This window comes from Streptomyces sp. NPDC055815, assembly GCF_053616475.1.
In genome coordinates, this window is sequence record NZ_JBSHDU010000030.1 from 24,808 (window position 1) to 42,716 (window position 17,909).

A 17,909-nucleotide genomic window follows, 5' to 3' on the forward strand; every position below is an offset into this window, starting at 1 on the left:
TGAACCCGACCCCGCGCGCCTCCGTCATAGAAGGCGCACCAGCCGGAACGGCCCGCCGAACGCGCCGCGGGGCCCGACCGGAGTCAAAGACCCTGCGCAGGACCACGGGAAGTACAGGAAGCCATGTCTGTCACGGTAGATGGGGACAAATCGGGATTGGTTCCGGTTCGGGTGCGACGGATTCTCCGCGGCCCCCGTCCCGAGAAGGTCCCGGCCCTCGTCGGCACGGCCTGCACCCTCATCGGCCTCATCGACATCGCCGCCGGGGTCTTCCCCCGCTTCCGCGCGAGCCGCATGCACGCCGTCGCCGAAGTCCTCCCCGGCACCCTCGGCCCCCTCTCCGCCGCCCTCTCCCTGAGCGCCGGCGTCCTCCTCCTGCTCCTCGCCCACGGCCTCAAGAGGAACAAGCGCCGCGCCTGGCGCGCCGCCGTCGTCCTCCTGCCCCTCGGCGCCGCCGCCCAGTTCGTCTGGCGCCACTCCGTCCTCGGCGCCCTCCTCTCCCTCGTCCTCCTCACCCTCCTCGTACGGCACCGGGACGAGTTCGCCGCCCTCCCCGACCCCCGCAGCCGCTGGCGGGCCCTCGCCAACTTCGTCGTCATGGGCGCCGGATCCATCGCCCTCGGCCTCGTCATCGTCAGCGCCCACCCCCGCCGGGTCGTCGGCAGCCCCAGCCTCGCCGACCGCCTCGAACACGTCCTGTACGGACTCCTCGGCTTCGAAGGCCCCGTCGGCTACACCAACGGCGTCGACTGGACCGTCGGCTACTCCCTCGGCGCCCTCGGCATGCTCACCGCCCTCACCACCATCTACCTGGCCTTCCGCCCCGAACACCCGGCCGCCCGGCTCACCGACGACGACGAGACCCGGCTCCGCGCCCTCCTCACCCAGCACGGCGGCCGCGACTCCCTCGGCCACTTCGCCCTCCGCCGCGACAAGGGCGTCGTCTTCTCCCCCAGCGGCAAGGCCGCCGTCTGCTACCGCGTCGTCTCCGGCGTCATGCTCGCCAGCGGCGACCCCATCGGCGACGTCGAAGCCTGGCCCGGCGCCATCGAACGCTTCATGGACGAGGCCAAGGCCCACTCCTGGACCCCCGCCGTCATGGGCTGCTCCGAGACCGGCGGCCAGGTCTGGACCCGCGAGACCGGCCTCGACGCCCTCGAACTCGGCGACGAGGCGGTGGTCGACGTCGCGGATTTCTCCCTCTCCGGCCGGGCCATGCGCAACGTCCGGCAGATGGTCAAGCGGATCGAACGCAACGGTTACACCACGCAGGTCCGCCGGGTCCGTGACCTCGACGACGAGGAACTCGAACGCGTCCGCCGCGCCGCCGCCGACTGGCGCGGCACCGACACCGAACGCGGCTTCTCCATGGCCCTCGGCCGCATCGGCGCCCCCGGCGACGGCGACGCCGTCATAGCGACCGCCCACAAGGACGACGACACCTCGCCCTACGGCGACCTCAAGGCGATCATCCACTTCGTGCCCTGGGGCCCCGACGGCATGTCCCTCGAACTCATGCGCCGCGACCGCTCCGCCGACCCCGGCATGAACGAACTCCTCATCGTCGCCGCCCTCCAGGCCTCCCCCGGCCTCGGCATCACGCGCGTGTCCCTCAACTTCGCCATGTTCCGCGCCGCCCTCGCCCGCGGCGAGAAGATCGGCGCGGGACCCGTCCTGCGGATCTGGCGCGGCCTCCTCGTCTTCCTCTCCCGCTGGTTCCAGATCGAGTCGCTCTACAAGTTCAACGCCAAGTTCCGGCCACGCTGGGAACCCCGCTTCGTCGTCTACCGCAAGAGCCGCGACCTCCCCCGCATCGGCTTCGCCGCCATGCAGGCCGAAGGCTTCGTGAACCTCGCCCTGCCCCGACCCTTCCCCCGCAGGCGCCCCGCCCCTGCCCCCCGCCCCTGCACCCACATCGTCCCCACCCAGACGGCCGACCGCGAGGTCCGCGCGGCCTGATATCGCCCCTGGGCCCTACGCTGGACACATGAGTACGACGATCGACCGGGGCACGGCCCGGGGCCTGCCGGAGTGGGACCGCTGCGCGGTCATGGGCGTGGTCAACGTGACCCCCGACTCCTTCTCCGACGGCGGCCGCTGGTTCGACACCACGGCCGCCGTCAAACACGGCCTCGACCTGGTCGCCGAGGGCGCCGACCTCGTCGACGTCGGCGGCGAGTCCACCCGCCCCGGCGCCACCCGCGTCGACGAGGACGAAGAGCTCCGCCGCGTCATCCCCGTCGTCCGCGGCCTCGCCGCCGAAGGCGTCACCGTCTCCGTCGACACCATGCGCGCCACCGTCGCCGCCCGCGCCGTCGAAGCCGGCGCCGTCCTCGTCAACGACGTCAGCGGCGGCCTCGCCGACCCCGGCATGGTCCCCGCCGTCGCCGCCGCCGAGGTCCCCTTCGTCGTCATGCACTGGCGCGGCTTCAGCGAGAACATGAACAGCCTCGCCGTGTACGACGACGTCGTCGGCGAAGTCGTCACCGAACTCCGCACCCGCATGGAGGCCGTCGTCGACGGCGGCATCGCCCCCGAACGGATCGTCATCGACCCCGGCCTCGGCTTCGCCAAGCTCGCCCCCCACGACCTGGCCCTCGTCGCCCACCTCCCCGAACTCCGCGCCCTCGGCCGCCCCCTCCTCGTCGCCGCCTCCCGCAAGCGGTTCCTCGGCCACGTCCTCACCCGGGAAGGCGCCACCCCGCCCCCCGCCCGCGAGCGCGACGCCGCCACCGCCGCCGTCTCCGCCATCGCCGCCCACACGGGCGCGTGGGCCGTCCGCGTCCACGAGGTACGGGCCACCGCCGACGCCGTACGGGTCGCCAGGGCCGTCGAGGGAGCCGCGTGAGCCGCACGGACCGCGGCACCGACGAGGCAGCCGTCGAAGCCGCCAACACCGCCTTCTACGAGGCCATGGAGACCGGCGACTTCGAGAGGCTGTCCGGACTCTGGCTCGACGACGGGGCCACCCCCATCACCTGCGTCCACCCCGGCTGGCCCGTCCTCACCGGCCGCGGCGAGGTGCTCCGCTCGTACGCCCTGATCATGGCGAACACCGACTACATCCAGTTCTTCCTCACCGACCTGCGGATCTCCCTCGCCGGCGACACCGCCCTCGTCACCTGCACCGAGAACATCCTCAGCGGCGGCCCCGCCGAGGACGGCGCCGAGCTCGGCCCCCTCGTGGGCCAGCTCGTCGTCGCCACCAATGTGTTCCGCCGCACATCCGCGGGCTGGCGGATCTGGTCCCACCACGCCTCCCCCGTCCTGGGAGACACCGAGGAAACGGGCGGTCCCGAGGACGGCCCCGAGGCTTCGAATCCACCCGCCTGACCCGCCTCCGGCCCCCCAAGGGCAAGCGCTGTCGGTCCCCGCAGGTAGATTCGAAGTGGACACCCGGCCGTCCGCACCCGGCTGCGTGGCCACCCGAACTACGACAGCAGGAGTGATTCGCGTGGATCGTGTCGCGCTGCGCGGCCTCAAGGCCCGGGGCCACCACGGCGTCTTCCCCAAGGAGCGCGAGGAGGGTCAGACCTTCATCGTGGACCTGGTCCTCGGCCTGGACACCCGCCCGGCGGCCGCCGAGGACGACCTCACGAAGACCGTGCACTACGGCATCGTCGCCGAAGAGGTCGTCGACGTCGTCCAGGGCGAGCCCGTCGACCTCATCGAAACCCTCGCCGAGCGCATCGCCCAGCAGTGCCTCAGCCACGCCGGGGTACAAGAGGTGGAGGTCGTCGTCCACAAGCCGGACGCGCCGATCACCGTGCCCTTCGACGACGTGACCATCACGATCACCCGGAGCCGACGATGAAGCCGACGCAGAGCGACCCCACCGTCCAGCCCGTGCCGGCCTCCGTCGTCGAGACCGTCGACGCCGCCGACACCACCCTCTCCAACCCCCGCTGGGCCGTCCTCGCCCTCGGCGCCAACCTCGGCAACCGCCTGGAGACCCTCCAGGGCGCCGTCGACGCCCTCGGCGACACCCCCGGCCTCCGGGTCAAAGCCGTCTCCCCCGTCTACGAGACGGCCCCCTGGGGCGTCGAGCCCGGCACCCAGCCCTCGTACCTGAACGCCGTCGCCCTCGTGAAGACGACGCTGCCGCCCTCCTCCCTCCTGGAGCGGGCCCACGCCGTCGAGGAGGCCTTCCACCGCGTCCGCGAGGAGCGCTGGGGCGCCCGCACCATCGACGTCGACATCGTCGCCTACGCGGACGTGATCTCCGAGGACCCCGTCCTCACCCTCCCGCACCCCCGCGCCCACCAGCGCGCCTTCGTCCTCGCCCCCTGGCACGACGTCGACCCCGACGCCCAGCTCCCCGGCCACGGCGCGGTCGCCGACCTCCTCGCCGCCCTCGGCCGCGAAGGCGTCACTCCCCGTGCCGACCTGGAACTCCGTCTCCCGGAGTAGTCGTTACGCTCGTGCCAGACCGCCCCAGCGACGACACGAAGGACATCCGGTGAAACAACTGCGGCTGAAGGTGCTCACCGGACTGTTCCTCGTGGCCGGCATCCTCTCCTGGGGAGCCGCCCGGCTCTGGGACGCGGTCGGCACCCTCCCCAGCGTGCCGATCGCGGCACCCATCGTCCTCGCCGTGATCGCCGTCGTCCTCACCGCGACCGCCCTCTCGATCCGCGCCCGCCTCAAGGCCCAGCGCGAGCGCCGACCCGGCGCCAAGGGCGTCGAACCCCTGATGGCGGCCCGCGCGGTGGTCTTCGGCCAGGCGAGCGCCCTGGTCGCCGCCCTCGTCGCCGGCATGTACGGCGGCACGGGCGTCTTCCTCCTCGGCTCCCTCGACGTCCCCGCCCGCCGCGACCAGGCCCTCTACGCGGCCTTCTCGGTCGTGGCGGGCATCGCCGTCATCGCCGCCGCCCTCTTCCTGGAGCGGGTCTGCAAGCTCCCGGAGGACGACGACGAAGGCCCGGGCAAGGCCCGGGCCTGAGGTACCGCTCCGTCGTGCGGCTCAGCGCGCCATGATGAGGCTCATCGCCTCGGCGCGGGTCGCGGGGTCACGCAGCTGGCCGCGGACGGCCGAGGTGATGGTCTTCGCGCCGGGCTTGCGGATGCCCCGCATCGACATGCACATGTGCTCGCACTCGAAGACCACGATGACGCCGCGCGGCTCAAGGATCTCCATCAGCGAGTCCGCCACCTGGGTGGTGAGCCGCTCCTGGACCTGGGGGCGGCGGGCGTAGACGTCCACCAGCCGGGCCAGCTTCGACAGGCCCGTGATCTTGCCCGAGGTGGACGGGATGTACCCGACGTGGGCCACCCCGCGGAACGGCACGAGGTGGTGCTCGCAGGTCGAGTACACCTCGATGTCCTTGACCAGCACCATCTCGTCGTGGCCCAGGTCGAACGTGGTCGTGAGGACGTCCTCCGGCTGCTGCCAGAGGCCCGCGAATATCTCCTTGTACGCCCGCGCCACCCGCGCCGGCGTCTCGCGCAGTCCCTCGCGGTCCGGGTCCTCGCCGACCGCGATGAGGAGCTCCCGTACGGCGTTCTCGGCGCGCTTCTCGTCGAACTCGCCGATCGTGCCCTCGCCGTCCAGCGTCACCGGGTCGGTCATCCTGTGCCTCGTTCCGTCTGACTGTGTGCGCGCGAAAGAGCCGCGCCCCCACAGGCTAGAACCTGTGGGGGCGCGGCTTCCATTCCGGGGTGCCCGAGCGGTCAGTCCTCGGGGGTGTCCACCGGGGCGATGTCGATGCCCTTCGTGGTGTCCACCGCCGGGGCCGCCGTGCCGTTCGCGCTGTTCGTCAGGGCCAGCTCCTTGGGGGAGAGGACCGGCGGACGCGTGGACGGGGTGCGGCGGGCCGAGCCCGTCCAGGCCGGGCGGGCCGGGCGCTTGACGATGGGGGCGAAGATCTCGGCGATCTCCTCCTTGCCCAGCGTCTCCTTCTCCAGGAGGGCGAGGACCAGGTTGTCGAGGACGTCGCGGTTCTCGACCAGGATCTCCCAGGCCTCGTTGTGCGCGGTCTCGATGAGCTTCTTGACCTCTTCGTCGACCAGCGCCGCGACCTCTTCCGAGTAGTCGCGCTGGTGCGCCATCTCACGGCCGAGGAAGGGTTCGGTGTTGTCGCCGCCGAACTTGATGGCGCCGAGCCGCTCCGTCATGCCGTACTGGGTGACCATCGCGCGGGCGGTGGCGGTGGCCTTCTCGATGTCGTTCGCCGCGCCCGTGGTCGGGTCGTGGAAGACGAGCTCCTCGGCCGCGCGGCCGCCCAGCATGTACGCCAGCTGGTCGAGCATCTCGTTGCGCGTGGTCGAGTACTTGTCCTCGTCCGGCAGGACCATCGTGTAGCCCAGGGCACGGCCGCGGGACAGGATGGTGATCTTGTGGACGGGGTCGGAGTTCGGCGAGGCCGCCGCGACCAGGGCGTGGCCGCCCTCGTGGTACGCGGTGATCTTCTTCTCCTTGTCCGACATGATCCGGGTCCGCTTCTGCGGGCCCGCGACCACACGGTCGATCGCCTCGTCCAGAGCCTTGTTGTCGATCAGCTTCTGGTCGCTGCGGGCGGTGAGGAGCGCCGCCTCGTTGAGGACGTTGGAGAGGTCCGCGCCGGTGAAGCCGGGGGTGCGACGGGCGACGGCGCCGAGGTCGACGTCCGGGGCGACCGGCTTGCCCTTCTGGTGGACCTTGAGGATCTCCAGACGGCCCTGCATGTCCGGGCGGTCGACGGCGATCTGCCGGTCGAAACGGCCGGGGCGCAGGAGCGCCGGGTCGAGGATGTCGGGGCGGTTCGTGGCGGCGATCAGGATGACGCCGCCCTTCACGTCGAAGCCGTCCATCTCGACGAGGAGCTGGTTGAGGGTCTGCTCGCGCTCGTCGTGGCCGCCGCCGAGGCCGGCGCCGCGGTGGCGTCCGACGGCGTCGATCTCGTCGACGAAGACGATCGCGGGAGCGTTGGCCTTGGCCTGCTCGAAGAGGTCGCGGACCCGGGAGGCGCCGACGCCGACGAACATCTCGACGAAGTCGGAGCCGGAGATCGAGTAGAACGGCACGCCGGCCTCGCCGGCGACGGCGCGCGCGAGGAGCGTCTTGCCGGTTCCGGGCGGACCGTAGAGCAGGACGCCCTTGGGGATCTTGGCGCCGACGGCCTGGAACTTCGCGGGCTCCTGGAGGAACTCCTTGATCTCGTGGAGTTCCTCGACGGCCTCGTCCGAGCCGGCGACGTCGGCGAACGTGGTCTTCGGCGTGTCCTTGGTGATGAGCTTCGCCTTGGACTTGCCGAACTGCATGACGCGGGAGCCGCCGCCCTGCATCTGGTTCATCAGGAAGAGGAAGACGACCACGATGAGGACGAAGGGGAGGAGCGAGAGCAGGATCGAGACGAAGGGCGACTGCTTCGTCGGGGAGACGGTGTAGCCCTTCTCGATCTGCCCGGCCTCGAACTTCTCCTGGAGCTTGTCGGCGAGGTCCGCGCCCTGGGTGCCGATGTAGCTGGCCTGGACCTTGCTGCTCTTGTCGATCTTCTGGCCGTCGACGAGCTCGATCTTGATGATCTGCTCGTCACCGGTGGTGAGCTTTGCCTGCTTGACCTGGTTCTTGTCGATCGCCTGGACGACCTGGCCGGTGTCCACCGTCTTGTAGCCCTCGGACGAGCCGACGACCTGCATCAGCACGACCACGGCGAGGACGGCCAGCACGATCCACATGACCGGCCCACGGAAGTATCGCTTCACGTCCATCCATACGGAGCGAGTACGCCCCGTCCCTCCTGCCCGTAGGAAAATGCTGCTGTGAGAGCTGCTGTGTGAAAAAGCTGTTCTTCGGACGGTACCTCAGCATCGTCGCCCGCGACCGCCTTCCCGTGGTTCAACGGAGGGAAGGCGGTGCGGGTTCCCCGTGAGGCCGGAGTCTCAGCCGCCGTAGACGTGCGGGGCGAGCGTGCCGACGAACGGCAGGTTCCGGTACTTCTCGGCGTAGTCGAGGCCGTAGCCCACGACGAACTCGTTGGGGATGTCGAAGCCGATCCACTTGACGTCGATGGCGACCTTCGCGGCCTCCGGCTTGCGCAGGAGGGTGCACACCTCGAGGGAGGCGGGCTCGCGGGAGCCGAGGTTCGACAGCAGCCAGGACAGGGTCAGGCCGGAGTCGATGATGTCCTCGACGATCAGGACGTGCTTGCCCTTGATGTCGGTGTCGAGGTCCTTGAGGATCCGGACGACGCCGGAGGACTGGGTGCCGGCGCCGTAGGAGGAGACGGCCATCCAGTCCATGGTGACGGGGGTGGACAGGGCGCGAGCCAGATCCGCCATCACCATCACCGCGCCCTTGAGGACGCCGACGATGAGCAGGTCCTTGCCCGCGTATTCCGCGTCGATCTTCGCGGCCAGCTCTGCCAGCTTGGCGTCGATCTCTTCCTTGGTGATGAGCACCGACTGGAGGTCGGTGCCCATGTCCTTCTCGTTCACCCGGGTCACTTTCGTTGCAGCGTGCGTCAGCCTTGCCGGATGACCAGTCTGCCACCCTGACGGCGCGCTTCGACGCGGCCGGGCAGGTTGATGGCCCCTTGGCCGCGCCATCCGGTGATGAGCCGGTCGACTTCTTCGATGTGGCGGGCGAAGAGGGAGCCGGCGGGGGCGCCCTCGGCGATGACGGCGCGGCGCAGGACTCGGCGGCGTACGGCGGGGGGCAGCCCGAAGAGCTTGGCGCATTCGAGGGCGCCCGCCTCGTCTCGTACGGCGGTCTCGGCGTCGGCGGCCCAGGTGTCGAGGGCGTCGGCGTCGTCGCGGGAGAGCTGGGCCGTACGGGCGAGGGCTTCGACGACGCCCTTGCCGAGGGCCTTCTCGAGGGCGGGGAGGCCTTCGTGGCGGAGGCGGGAGCGGGTGTAGGCGGGGTCGCTGTTGTGCGGGTCGTCCCAGACGGCGAGTTCCTGGGCGATGCAGGCCTTGCGGACGGTCTGGCGGTCGAGCTGGAGGAAGGGGCGCCGGTAGCGGCCGGAGGTGCCGGAGACGGCGGCCATGCCGGAGAGGGAGCGGATGCCGGAGCCGCGGGCGAGCCCGAGGAGGACGGTCTCGGCCTGGTCGTCGCGGGTGTGGCCGAGGAGGACCGCGGTGGCGCCGTGGCGTTCGGCGGCGGCGTCGAGGGCGGCGTACCGGGCGTCGCGGGCGGCGGCCTCGGGCCCTCCTTCGCGGCCGACGGTGACCGTGACGGACTCGACGGGGGCGAGTCCGAGGGCGGTCATGCGTCCGACGACCTCGGCGGCCCGGGTGTCGGAGCCGTCCTGGAGGCCGTGGTCGACGGTGATGCCGCCGGCGCGTACGGGGAGTTTGCGGGCCTCGAAGGCGAGGGCGGAGGCGAGCGCCATGGAGTCGGCGCCTCCGGAGCAGGCGACGAGCACCAGCGGTGCGTCGCCGGTGGTGTGTTCGGTGAGGACGTCGTGGAGTACGCGGCGGACCGCCAGGCGTATCGCCGCGACCGCAGGATGGGGACCCATGTCCGGTGCCCTTCGTGAATGGGGGTGGGGTGCCTCGGTCGGAGTCTTAACGGTCGGAAAGGGGGGTTCGGTCACTCAGAGTGCGTCGATGGTGACAGAAACCCGGCCGTTACCCGAGCATTGCACGCCTCACCCCATGCCCAGGGTCCCTCGGATGGGTGATTGGTGGGGTGTTCCGAGGTGTTCCTGTGTCGTGTGCCGCTCCTGTCTCAGGAGTCTGCCTTACGGTGCACCCTCGCGATCCAGTCGGCGGGGGCGGCGATCTCGCTCTTGGTGGGGAGCGTGTTGGGTGAGGTCCAGACGCGGTTGAAGCCGTCCATGCCGACCTGGTCGACGACGGCGCGGACGAAGCGCTCGCCGTCGCGGTACTGGCGGAGCTTGGCGTCGAGGCCGAGGAGCCGGCGCAGGGCGAGGTCGAGGCGGGAGGCGCCGCGGGCGCGGCGGGCCTGGAACTTCTCGCGGATCTCGGCGACGGAGGGGACGACCTGGGGTCCGACGCCGTCCATGACGTAGTCGGCGTGGCCTTCGAGGAGCGACATGACGGCGGTGAGGCGGCCGAGGATCTCGCGCTGCTCGGGGGTCTGGACGAGTTCGACGAGGGAGGGGGCGGGTTCGCCCTCCTCGCCCTCGGGGCGGCCGCTGGCGAGGGTCTGGGCGGCTTCGCGGAGGCGTTCGACGACGGTGCCGGGGTCGACGTCGGTGGCGGCGAGGAACGACTGGATCTCGCCCTGGAGGTGGTCGCGGAGCCAGGGGACGGCGGTGAACTGGGTGCGGTGGGTCTCCTCGTGGAGGCAGACCCAGAGCCGGAAGTCGTGCGGGGAGACGTCGAGTTCGCGTTCGACGTGGACGATGTTGGGGGCGACGAGGAGGAGGCGTCCGCCGCCGTTCGCACCGGCGGGGAGGTCGCGGGTGGCGGGGGCGAAGGTCTCGTACTGGCCGAGGATGCGGGAGGCGAGGAAGGACAGCAGCATCCCGAGTTCGACGCCGGTGACCTTGCCGCCGACGGCGCCGAGGACGGCGCTGCCGGGGTTGCCGGAGCGGCGTTCCTGCATCTTGCCGAGGAGCGGGGTGAGGAGTTCGCGGAAGCCGGCGACGTTGGCCTTGATCCAGCCGGCGCGGTCGACGACGAGGACGGGGGTGTCGTGCGGTTCGGTGCCCTCGGGGATCATCCGGGTGTAGGCGCGGACGTGTTCCTCGGACGCCTTGGCGTGCCTGCGGAGTTCGGCGACGACCTCGCGGGCCTCGTCGCGGCTGACTTCGGGTCCGGGCCGCACGAGGCGGGTCGCGGTCGCGACCGCGAGGTTCCAGTCGACCATCCCGGATGTGCCTGCGCCACCGATGCTCGTCATGCGTCAACCGTACGGGCTCGACGCCTGTTCGGTGAGGGTTCGAAGCGGGGCGTGTGGGCTCACTTCCGGCCCGCGAGTGCGGCGGAGAGCCGGTCGAGGGCGGGCTGCGCCTCGTACGGAGAAGGGGTGCGGCCGGCGAGGAACGCGAAGGCGAGGAGGCGTCCGTCGGGGGTGACGACGGTCCCGGCGAGCGTGTTGACGCCCGTGAGGGTGCCGGTCTTGGCGCGGACGAGTCCGGCGCCGGCGGGGGCGGTGTCGAAGCGGCCGGCGAGGGTGCCGGTGAAGCCGCCGACGGGCAGTCCGGTGAGGAGCGGGCGCAGGGCGGGGCGGGCGGGGTCGGCCGCCCGGGTGAGGAGTCCGGTGAGGAGGGCGGCGGAGACGCGGTCGCGTCGGTCGAGTCCGCTGCCGTCCGCGAAGCGGGCGCCGGCGACGGGGACACCGAGCCGGGCGAGCTCGTCGCGTACGGCCTTCTCGGCGCCCTGGAAGCTCGCGGGCTGCTTGCGGGCGAGGGCGGTCTGCCGGGCGAGGGCCTCGGCGAGGTCGTTGTCGCTGTTCGTGAGGGTCCGCTCGACGAGGTCGGCGAGGGGGGCGGAGTACGTACGGGCGAGGGGGGCGGCCTTGGAGGTGCGGCCGGGGGCGGGCTCGCCGGTGACCTTGATCCCGGCCTCGGTGAGGAGGTCGGCGAAGGCGGTGGCGGTGTCGCCGGCCGGGTCGGCGGTGCGGGGGGCGGGGCCGCTGTGGCTGTCGTCGAGGCGTCCTTCGCGGGTCATGAGGGCGACGACGGGGGCGAGGTTCTCGTTGGGGCCGATGGGGTGGAGGGCGGGGCCCTTGTAGAGGCTCGTGTCGTGGGCGAGGCGTACGGAGGTGCGGCCGCGGGCCTTGAGGGCGCGGGCGGTGTCGGCGGCGAGGGCCTTGAGGCGGGCCCGGTCGAGGGTGGGGTCGCCGCCGCCGGTGAGGGTGACGGACCCGCCGTCGGGGGAGGCGGTGACGGTGGTGGGGATGCGGTGGTCGGGGCCGAGGGCGGAGAGCGCGGCCGCGGCGGTGGCGACCTTGACGGTGGAGGCGGGGGTCATGGGGGTGCTCGCGCCCTCGCCGTAGAGCTGCCTGCCGGTGGCGGTGTCGACGACGGAGGCGGTACGGAGCGGGCCGAGGCCGGGGTCGGCGAGGAGCGGGACGAGGAGGGCGGCGAGGTCGGCGGCGCGGCCCTGGGGGGCCGGGGCGTGCAGGGCGGTGAGGACGCTCGGGGCGCTGGGGGCGGGCGCGGGGCGGCGGGGTGCGGCGGGGGCCGGGGCAGGGGCGTGACGTGTGCCACCCGTCGTGGGGGCGGCGGCGCGGGCCCGCTCGGCCGTACGCTGGCCTCCGTCCCATGGTCCGGCGGCGGTGACCGCCGCTGCGGCCAGGACGAGACCGAGGGCGGCGGAGCCCGCCGTGAACTGCCACGTCCTCGGCTCCGGCATTGCTGACCAGCCCCTTTCGCGATCACACACGTGCGTGAGGGACACTTAATCACCGCGCGTCGTCGCGAGCATTCACTTGTGTTGATTCAGGAGGAGCCACCCGTGGAGTTCGACGTTCTCATCGAGATCCCGAAGGGATCGCGGAACAAGTACGAGGTCGACCACGAGACCGGTCGCATCCGCCTGGACCGTCGCCTCTTCACGTCGACGGCCTACCCGACCGACTACGGCTACGTCGAGAACACCCTCGGCGAGGACGGCGACCCGCTGGACGCGCTCGTGATCCTCGACGAGCCGACCTTCCCGGGCTGCCTGATCAAGTGCCGCGCCATCGGCATGTTCCGCATGACGGACGAGGCCGGCGGCGACGACAAGCTGCTGTGCGTCCCGGCGACGGACCCGCGCATGGAGCACCTGCGCGACATCCACCACGTGGCCGAGTTCGACCGCCTGGAGATCCAGCACTTCTTCGAGGTCTACAAGGACCTGGAGCCGGGCAAGTCCGTCGAGGGCGCCGACTGGGTCGGCCGCGCCGAGGCCGAGGCCGAGATCGAGAAGTCTTTCGCGCGCGCCAAGGAGCAGGGCGGCCACTGAGCCCCTGCCCCTCTGATCGCGTGAGGGCTTGATCTCGCGATCGTGTGAAGGCGGTGCACCTCTTGGGGTGCACCGCCTTTCGTACGTCTGTCGCACCTTCATACTGGAATCCAGGATTCCCCGGGCGTGAGGGCGGAGGGCGTGGTGGCGGAGCCGGAGGACGGTGCTCCTGAGGACCGGAAGCCGCAGTCGGACGAGGCGCGGAGCGCGTTCGTGCCGCCGGCCGGGGTGGAGCAGCCCGTGCCGCCCGAGGAGGAGCACGCGACCTCCGAGTTCGCGCTTCCGCCCGGTCTGCTGCCGGAGCCGCCGCAGGAGCCGGAGGGTTCGGCGTTCGCCCCGCCGGCCACGTACTCGGCCAAGAGCTCGCCGCCCGCGTTCACCCCGGCGTACGGGGTGCCGCTGGTGCGGCTCCCGCAGGACGCTCCGTGGCAGGACCGGATGCGGACGATGCTCCGGCTGCCGGTGGGTGAGCGGCCGGTGCCGGAGGCGCCGCGCAAGGAGGACGAGTCCGGGCCCTCGGTGCCGCGCGTGCTCGACCTGACCCTCCGCATCGGCGAGCTGCTGCTCGCGGGCGGGGAGGCCGCGGAGGACGTCGAGGCGGCGATGTTCGCGATCTGCCGTTCGTACGGTCTCGACCGGGTCGAGCCGACGGTGACGTTCACCCTGTTGTCCGTCACCTACCAGCCCTCGCTGGTGGACGACCCGATCACGGCGAACCGGACGGTACGGCGCCGGGGCACGGACTACACGCGGCTCGCGGCCGTCTACCAGCTGCTCTCGGACATCAACGCGCAGGCGCACGAGGTGACGCCGGAGGAGGCGTACCGGCGGCTCGCGGAGATCCGGCGGAACCGGCACCCCTACCCGGGCTGGGTCCTGACGGCGGCGGCGGGCGTCCTGGCCGGTGCGGCGTCGGTGCTGCTCGGCGGCGGTCCGACGGTCTTCTTCGTGGCGGCGCTCGGCGCGGTCCTCGGCGACCGGCTCGCGTGGCTGTTCGCGGGGCGCGGGATGCCGGAGTTCTACCAGTTCCTGGTGGCGGCGATGCCGCCGGCGGCGATGGGTGTGCTCCTGACGATGCTGCACGCGGACCTGCGTCCGTCGGCGGTGATCACCGGTGGCCTGTTCGCGCTGATTCCGGGGCGGGCGCTCGTCGCGGCCGTCCAGGACGGTCTGACCGGCTTCTACATCACGGCCTCGGCCCGGCTCCTGGAGGTCGCGTACTTCTTCGTCGCGATCGTGGTGGGCGTGCTGTCGGTGCTGTACATCGCGGTGCAGTTCGACGCGCAGCTGAACCCGGAGGGGGCGCTGCAGGCGGTGGAGCGGCCGGTGACGCAGATCCTGGCGTCGATGGTGCTGTGCGCGACCTTCGCGATCCTGTTGCAGCAGTCGCGGGGGACGGTGCTGTTCGCGACGCTGAACGGCGGGGTGGCGTGGGTGATCTACGCGTCGATCGCGGTGACCGCCGATGGTTCAACGGTGATGGCGACCGCGGTGGCGGCCGGTCTGGTGGGCCTCTTCGGGCAGCTGATCGCCCGCTATCACCACACCTCGTCGCTGCCGTACGTGACGGCGGCGATCGGTCCGCTGCTGCCCGGTTCCGCGACGTACTTCGGGGTGCTCGCGATCGCCCAGAACAATCTGGACCAGGGCTTCGCCTCGCTCGCGAAGGCGGCGGCGCTCGCCCTGGCGATCGCGATCGGCGTGAACCTGGGGAGCGAGCTGGCCCGCCTCTTCATGCAGGCCCCGGGCGCGGCGGCGGCGCGGCGCGCGGCGAAGCGCACCCGGGGTTTCTAGGGCCGGTTCCTACCGCTTGGCGTGGCGGCCGCGGGGCGAGCCCGGGTTCGGGGTGCCGGGGGCGTCGTGGTCGCTGTGCGGCGGGTTCTTCTTCGCCTGGGAACGGGCCCGGAGGAGCTCGATCACGACCGGGATCACGGAGATCAGGACAATCCCGATGAGGATCATCTCGATGTGCTTGTGGACGAACTCGACCTTGCCGAGGGAGGCGCCGAGCAGGGTCACGCCCGCGCCCCACAGCACGCCGCCGATGACGTTGAACGTGATGAACGAGCGGTAGTTCATCTTGCTGACGCCCGCGATGATCGGCGTGAACGTCCGGACGATCGGGACGAAGCGGGCCAGGATCAGCGACTTCGGGCCGTGCTTCTCGAAGAACTCGTGCGCCTTCTCGACGTTCTCCTGCTTGAAGAGCTTGGAGTCGGGGCGCTTGAAGAGGGACGGCCCGACCTTGCGGCCGAAGAGATAGCCGACCTGGTCGCCGATGACGGCGGCGGCCACCACCAGGGTGCACACCAGCCACAGCGGCGTGTCCAGCTTGTTCGTGGTGACGAGCAGGCCGGTGGTGAAGAGCAGTGAGTCGCCGGGCAGGAAGAACCCGATGAGGAGGCCGGACTCGGCGAAGACGATGACCAGGACACCGATCAGACCGAAGGTCTGGATCAGATAGTCCGGGTCCAGCCAGCTCGGTCCGAGGGCAAGCGTGTTCACGGGTTCCGGGCTCCTGCGGTCGGTGGGGGTTCGGGGGACGGCTGGCCCCAAGCTATCAACGCGGGCGGGAAGCCCCCGGTTCCACCCGGCCCCCACGGGATGCGGACCCGGCCCCTCGGCCCGAGGCTCGGGGGGTCAGGAGGTGCATTCCGATGGGGTGCGGCCCCTGGCCGCCCCCGGAACGCCTGGTGGAGCAGGCCAGGGCGCGCGGCGCGAACGCCGTGCTCATGTTCCGCTTCGACGTGACGGAAGCGGCGGACGTGGGCACGGAGGTGTGCGCCTACGGCACGGCGGTGGTGATCGGGCCGCGCGCCTGAGGGTCACCCCGCCTGACGTGCGGCGTTCGCCCGGACCGCCTCCCTCAGGTGCTCGGGGAGGCCCGGGTGGATCGCCTCGTAGAACGCGTGGAAGTTCTCGTCGGCGACGTACATCTCGGCGAGCTCCACATGGGTCCTCGGGTGGCACTCGAAGAACCAGGTGGTGAGGTGACGGCGGTGGGCCTCGGCGAGGTCCATCGCCGCCTCGGACCCGGGGTCCGCGGCGCCGGCCATGAGGGCGGCGTAGGCGGCGCCCCAGGCGTCCACCTCGTCCTTCATCCGCTGCCACTCCTCCTTGCCGTACCCGGCGGCACGCGCCTGGGCCTGCTCGTGGGTGGGGGTCCCCCCACGCCCTCCAGGGCGTAGGGGGAGGGAGCCGCCCCAGCGGCGGGCGGTCTCCTCCGCGAACCGTTCGGGGTCCTTCTCCCCGAACACCTCGAACTTCTCCTCGGGGGTGAGGTTGATGCCCATCTTCTTCGCCTCCATGGCGTGCTCGACGGCCGCCGCCATCCTCTGGAGCTCGCCGATCCGCGCGGTCAGCAGCGTGTGCTGCCGCCGCAGGTGCTCCTGCGGATCGGCGTGCGGGTCGTCGAGGAGGGCGGCGACCTCTTCGAGGGGGAAGCCGAGCTCCCGGTAGAACAGGATCTGCTGGAGCCGGTCGAGGTCCGCGTCGTCGTAGCGGCGGTGCCCCGCCGTACTGCGGCCGCTCGGCGAGAGCAGCCCGATCGCGTCGTAGTGGTGCAGGGTGCGCACCGTGACCCCGGCGAAGCCGGCCACCTGTCCCACGGAGTAGCCCATCGGCCGTCCGCCCTTTCTCTGTCGGTACGCCGTTCAGCCTGGGTCCTGACGCGACGTGAGGTGCAAGTCCCGGCGCGGGCGTTGCCCCGGCCCCGCACCGGCGCGCTCGGGATGTTCTGCGGCATTTGCTCACTTATGGTGGGTCGGTGGCCACCGATCATGCTCCGCCTCCCCCGGAGGCGTCCGCCCGGCTCCTCCTCCCCCAGCTCCTCCCCGCCCTCGTCATCGGCGTCGGGGCGAGCCTGCTGTTCCTCGGCATCAGCACCCTCGCCGAGGAGTTCCAGCACGTGCTCTGGAACAACCTGCCGGACGCGCTCGGCATCGGGAACTACTCCTCCCTCTGGATGATCACCATGCTCACGGCGACGGGCATCGTCGTGGGCCTCATCGTGTGGAAGATCCCCGGACACGCCGGACCGGACCCGGCGGAAGGAGGGCTGGGCGGACCGGCCCAGCCCCCGGGCGTGGTGCCGGGACTGCTGCTCGCGACCACGTTCGTCCTGGCCGGCGGCGTCAGCCTCGGCCCCGAGTACCCGATCATCGCCTCCAACATCGCCCTCTTCTACTGGCTCGGCCGCAAGGCGGCGCCCGCCGTGCCCGGCGCCGCCTGGGTCGCCCTCGCCTCGGCCGCCACCATCGGCGCCCTCTTCGGCACGCCGGTGGCGGCCGCCCTCGTGCTCTCCGAGGCCCTGACCCACCAGCCGGGACCCGGCTCCCTCTGGGACAGGCTCTTCGCCCCGCTCGTCGCCGCGGGCACCGGCGCGCTGACCACCCAGCTCCTCGCCTCGCCCAGCTTCGACGTCGGACTCCCGCCACTGGACGACCCCGGCTTCGGCGACCTCCTCGCCGCGATGGTCATCGCCTCCCTCGCGGCCGTCCTCGGCCTCGTCGCCTGCTACCTCTTCCCCTACGTCCACGGCGCCTTCCGGCGCCTTCGGCACCCCCTCGTGATGCTTCCGCTGGGCGGCCTCACCCTCGGCCTCCTGGGCGCCCTCGGCGGCCACCTGACCCTCTTCAAGGGCCTGACCGAGACCAAGGACCTCACCGCCGGCATCGGCAGCTGGTCGTCGGGCGAGCTGATGAAGATGGCCCTGGTCAAGATCCTCGCCCTGCTCGTCGCCTCCTCCTGCGGGTTCCCGGGAGGCCGGATCTTCCCCGCCGTCTTCATCGGCGCCGCCTTCGGCCTGTCCGCACAGGCCCTCGTCCCCGAGATCCCGCCGGCCGTCGCCGTCTCCGCCGCCGTCCTCGGCATCCTGCTCGCCACCACCCGGCAGGGCTGGATCAGCCTCTTCACCGGCGCCGTCCTCGCCTCCTCCCCGGCGATGCTCGCCGTGCTCTGCCTCGCCTCCCTCCCGGCCTGGCTCATCGTCACCGGCCGCCCGATGCTCGAACTCGACCACGAGGGCCACTCCCTGCGCTGACCCCCGCCGCCCCGCCCGCCGCGCAGAC

Annotated in this window: 17 protein-coding genes and 1 pseudogene; 10 read left to right on the forward strand and 8 right to left on the reverse strand. The window is 71.8% G+C overall.

Annotated features, from left to right (window positions below; all coding sequences use genetic code 11):
• Positions 1–123: 123 nt before the first annotated feature.
• The 6 genes from ACWGN5_RS20175 to ACWGN5_RS20200 all read left to right on the forward strand — a co-directional run bounded on the left by ACWGN5_RS20175 (position 124) and on the right by ACWGN5_RS20200 (position 4,942).
• A complete protein-coding gene (locus ACWGN5_RS20175; protein ID WP_453516916.1) occupies positions 124–1,959 on the forward strand; it encodes a phosphatidylglycerol lysyltransferase domain-containing protein in 1,836 nt (611 codons plus the stop codon).
• A gap of 28 nt (positions 1,960–1,987) precedes the next feature.
• The gene (gene folP, locus ACWGN5_RS20180; RefSeq protein ID WP_453516918.1) at positions 1,988–2,848 is read left to right on the forward strand and encodes a dihydropteroate synthase; all 861 of its coding nucleotides are present in this window, start codon (positions 1,988–1,990) and stop codon (positions 2,846–2,848) included.
• On the forward strand, positions 2,845–3,333 hold the full coding sequence (locus ACWGN5_RS20185; protein ID WP_453516920.1) for a nuclear transport factor 2 family protein: 489 nt from the start codon (positions 2,845–2,847) through the stop codon (positions 3,331–3,333). Before folP ends, ACWGN5_RS20185 begins: the two co-directional genes overlap by 4 nt.
• 121 nt (positions 3,334–3,454) lie before the next feature.
• The gene (folB, locus tag ACWGN5_RS20190; RefSeq protein WP_116160313.1) at positions 3,455–3,814 is read left to right on the forward strand and encodes a dihydroneopterin aldolase; all 360 of its coding nucleotides are present in this window, start codon (positions 3,455–3,457) and stop codon (positions 3,812–3,814) included.
• The gene (folK, locus tag ACWGN5_RS20195) at positions 3,811–4,410 is read left to right on the forward strand and encodes a 2-amino-4-hydroxy-6-hydroxymethyldihydropteridine diphosphokinase (protein ID WP_453516923.1); all 600 of its coding nucleotides are present in this window, start codon (positions 3,811–3,813) and stop codon (positions 4,408–4,410) included. Before folB ends, folK begins: the two co-directional genes overlap by 4 nt.
• 49 nt (positions 4,411–4,459) lie before the next feature.
• Positions 4,460–4,942, forward strand: coding sequence for a DUF3180 domain-containing protein (locus ACWGN5_RS20200; RefSeq protein WP_453516926.1), 483 nt, complete (start codon positions 4,460–4,462; stop codon positions 4,940–4,942).
• Between the two features lie 21 nt (positions 4,943–4,963).
• Here ACWGN5_RS20200 and folE read toward each other — a convergent pair whose 3' ends face one another.
• From folE to dacB, 6 genes are all read right to left on the reverse strand, one after another.
• Positions 4,964–5,569 (reverse strand): GTP cyclohydrolase I FolE, encoded by a 606-nt coding sequence (gene folE / locus ACWGN5_RS20205; protein ID WP_362661033.1) that lies wholly within the window; start codon positions 5,567–5,569, stop codon positions 4,964–4,966.
• 101 nt (positions 5,570–5,670) lie between these two features.
• Positions 5,671–7,689 (reverse strand): ATP-dependent zinc metalloprotease FtsH, encoded by a 2,019-nt coding sequence (gene ftsH, locus ACWGN5_RS20210; protein WP_453516929.1) that lies wholly within the window; start codon positions 7,687–7,689, stop codon positions 5,671–5,673.
• Between the two features lie 171 nt (positions 7,690–7,860).
• Entirely contained in the window at positions 7,861–8,400 is a 540-nt protein-coding gene (gene hpt / locus ACWGN5_RS20215; RefSeq protein WP_030219931.1) for a hypoxanthine phosphoribosyltransferase, read from the reverse strand.
• Positions 8,401–8,441: 41 nt separating this feature from the next.
• Complete coding sequence (tilS, locus tag ACWGN5_RS20220) at positions 8,442–9,440, reverse strand: tRNA lysidine(34) synthetase TilS (protein WP_453516932.1); 999 nt, start codon at positions 9,438–9,440, stop codon at positions 8,442–8,444.
• A 209-nt stretch (positions 9,441–9,649) separates the two neighbouring features.
• Positions 9,650–10,789, reverse strand: coding sequence for a zinc-dependent metalloprotease (locus tag ACWGN5_RS20225; RefSeq protein WP_453516935.1), 1,140 nt, complete (start codon positions 10,787–10,789; stop codon positions 9,650–9,652).
• Between the two features lie 59 nt (positions 10,790–10,848).
• Complete coding sequence (dacB, locus tag ACWGN5_RS20230; RefSeq protein WP_453516938.1) at positions 10,849–12,246, reverse strand: D-alanyl-D-alanine carboxypeptidase/D-alanyl-D-alanine endopeptidase; 1,398 nt, start codon at positions 12,244–12,246, stop codon at positions 10,849–10,851.
• 102 nt (positions 12,247–12,348) lie between these two features.
• Between dacB and ACWGN5_RS20235 the strand changes: the two genes are divergently transcribed.
• Together ACWGN5_RS20235 and ACWGN5_RS20240 are read left to right on the forward strand one after the other, a co-directional pair.
• Complete coding sequence (locus tag ACWGN5_RS20235; RefSeq protein WP_123453014.1) at positions 12,349–12,840, forward strand: inorganic diphosphatase; 492 nt, start codon at positions 12,349–12,351, stop codon at positions 12,838–12,840.
• 141 nt (positions 12,841–12,981) lie between these two features.
• On the forward strand, positions 12,982–14,634 hold the full coding sequence (locus ACWGN5_RS20240; protein WP_453517096.1) for a threonine/serine exporter family protein: 1,653 nt from the start codon (positions 12,982–12,984) through the stop codon (positions 14,632–14,634).
• Positions 14,635–14,643: 9 nt separating this feature from the next.
• On the opposite strand, the gene ACWGN5_RS20245 is transcribed toward ACWGN5_RS20240, so the two are convergent.
• Positions 14,644–15,345, reverse strand: coding sequence for a DedA family protein (locus tag ACWGN5_RS20245; RefSeq protein WP_453516941.1), 702 nt, complete (start codon positions 15,343–15,345; stop codon positions 14,644–14,646).
• A 179-nt stretch (positions 15,346–15,524) separates the two neighbouring features.
• On the opposite strand from ACWGN5_RS20245, the pseudogene ACWGN5_RS20250 reads away from it, so the two are divergent.
• A pseudogene (locus ACWGN5_RS20250) lies at positions 15,525–15,662 on the forward strand (heavy metal-binding domain-containing protein); the annotation flags it as partial.
• A gap of 3 nt (positions 15,663–15,665) precedes the next feature.
• Here ACWGN5_RS20250 and ACWGN5_RS20255 read toward each other — a convergent pair.
• Positions 15,666–16,460, reverse strand: a complete 795-nt coding sequence (locus tag ACWGN5_RS20255; protein WP_453516944.1) for a MerR family transcriptional regulator — start codon at positions 16,458–16,460, stop codon at positions 15,666–15,668.
• Between the two features lie 146 nt (positions 16,461–16,606).
• Here ACWGN5_RS20255 and ACWGN5_RS20260 point away from each other — a divergent pair, with 146 nt between their 5' ends.
• Positions 16,607–17,881 (forward strand): ion channel protein, encoded by a 1,275-nt coding sequence (locus ACWGN5_RS20260; RefSeq protein ID WP_453516947.1) that lies wholly within the window; start codon positions 16,607–16,609, stop codon positions 17,879–17,881.
• Positions 17,882–17,909: the final 28 nt, after the last annotated feature.

Coding starts and splice junctions, on each gene's coding strand:
- folP (WP_453516918.1), top strand. CDS start 1,988: ATGAGTACGACGATCGACCGGGGCACGGCCCGGGGCCTGCCGGAGTGG.
- ACWGN5_RS20225 (WP_453516935.1), bottom strand. CDS start 10,789: ATGACGAGCATCGGTGGCGCAGGCACATCCGGGATGGTCGACTGGAAC.
- tilS (WP_453516932.1), bottom strand. CDS start 9,440: ATGGGTCCCCATCCTGCGGTCGCGGCGATACGCCTGGCGGTCCGCCGC.
- ftsH (WP_453516929.1), bottom strand. CDS start 7,689: ATGGACGTGAAGCGATACTTCCGTGGGCCGGTCATGTGGATCGTGCTG.
- folE (WP_362661033.1), bottom strand. CDS start 5,569: ATGACCGACCCGGTGACGCTGGACGGCGAGGGCACGATCGGCGAGTTC.
- hpt (WP_030219931.1), bottom strand. CDS start 8,400: ATGGGCACCGACCTCCAGTCGGTGCTCATCACCAAGGAAGAGATCGAC.
- ACWGN5_RS20255 (WP_453516944.1), bottom strand. CDS start 16,460: ATGGGCTACTCCGTGGGACAGGTGGCCGGCTTCGCCGGGGTCACGGTG.
- ACWGN5_RS20175 (WP_453516916.1), top strand. CDS start 124: ATGTCTGTCACGGTAGATGGGGACAAATCGGGATTGGTTCCGGTTCGG.
- folK (WP_453516923.1), top strand. CDS start 3,811: ATGAAGCCGACGCAGAGCGACCCCACCGTCCAGCCCGTGCCGGCCTCC.
- dacB (WP_453516938.1), bottom strand. CDS start 12,246: ATGCCGGAGCCGAGGACGTGGCAGTTCACGGCGGGCTCCGCCGCCCTC.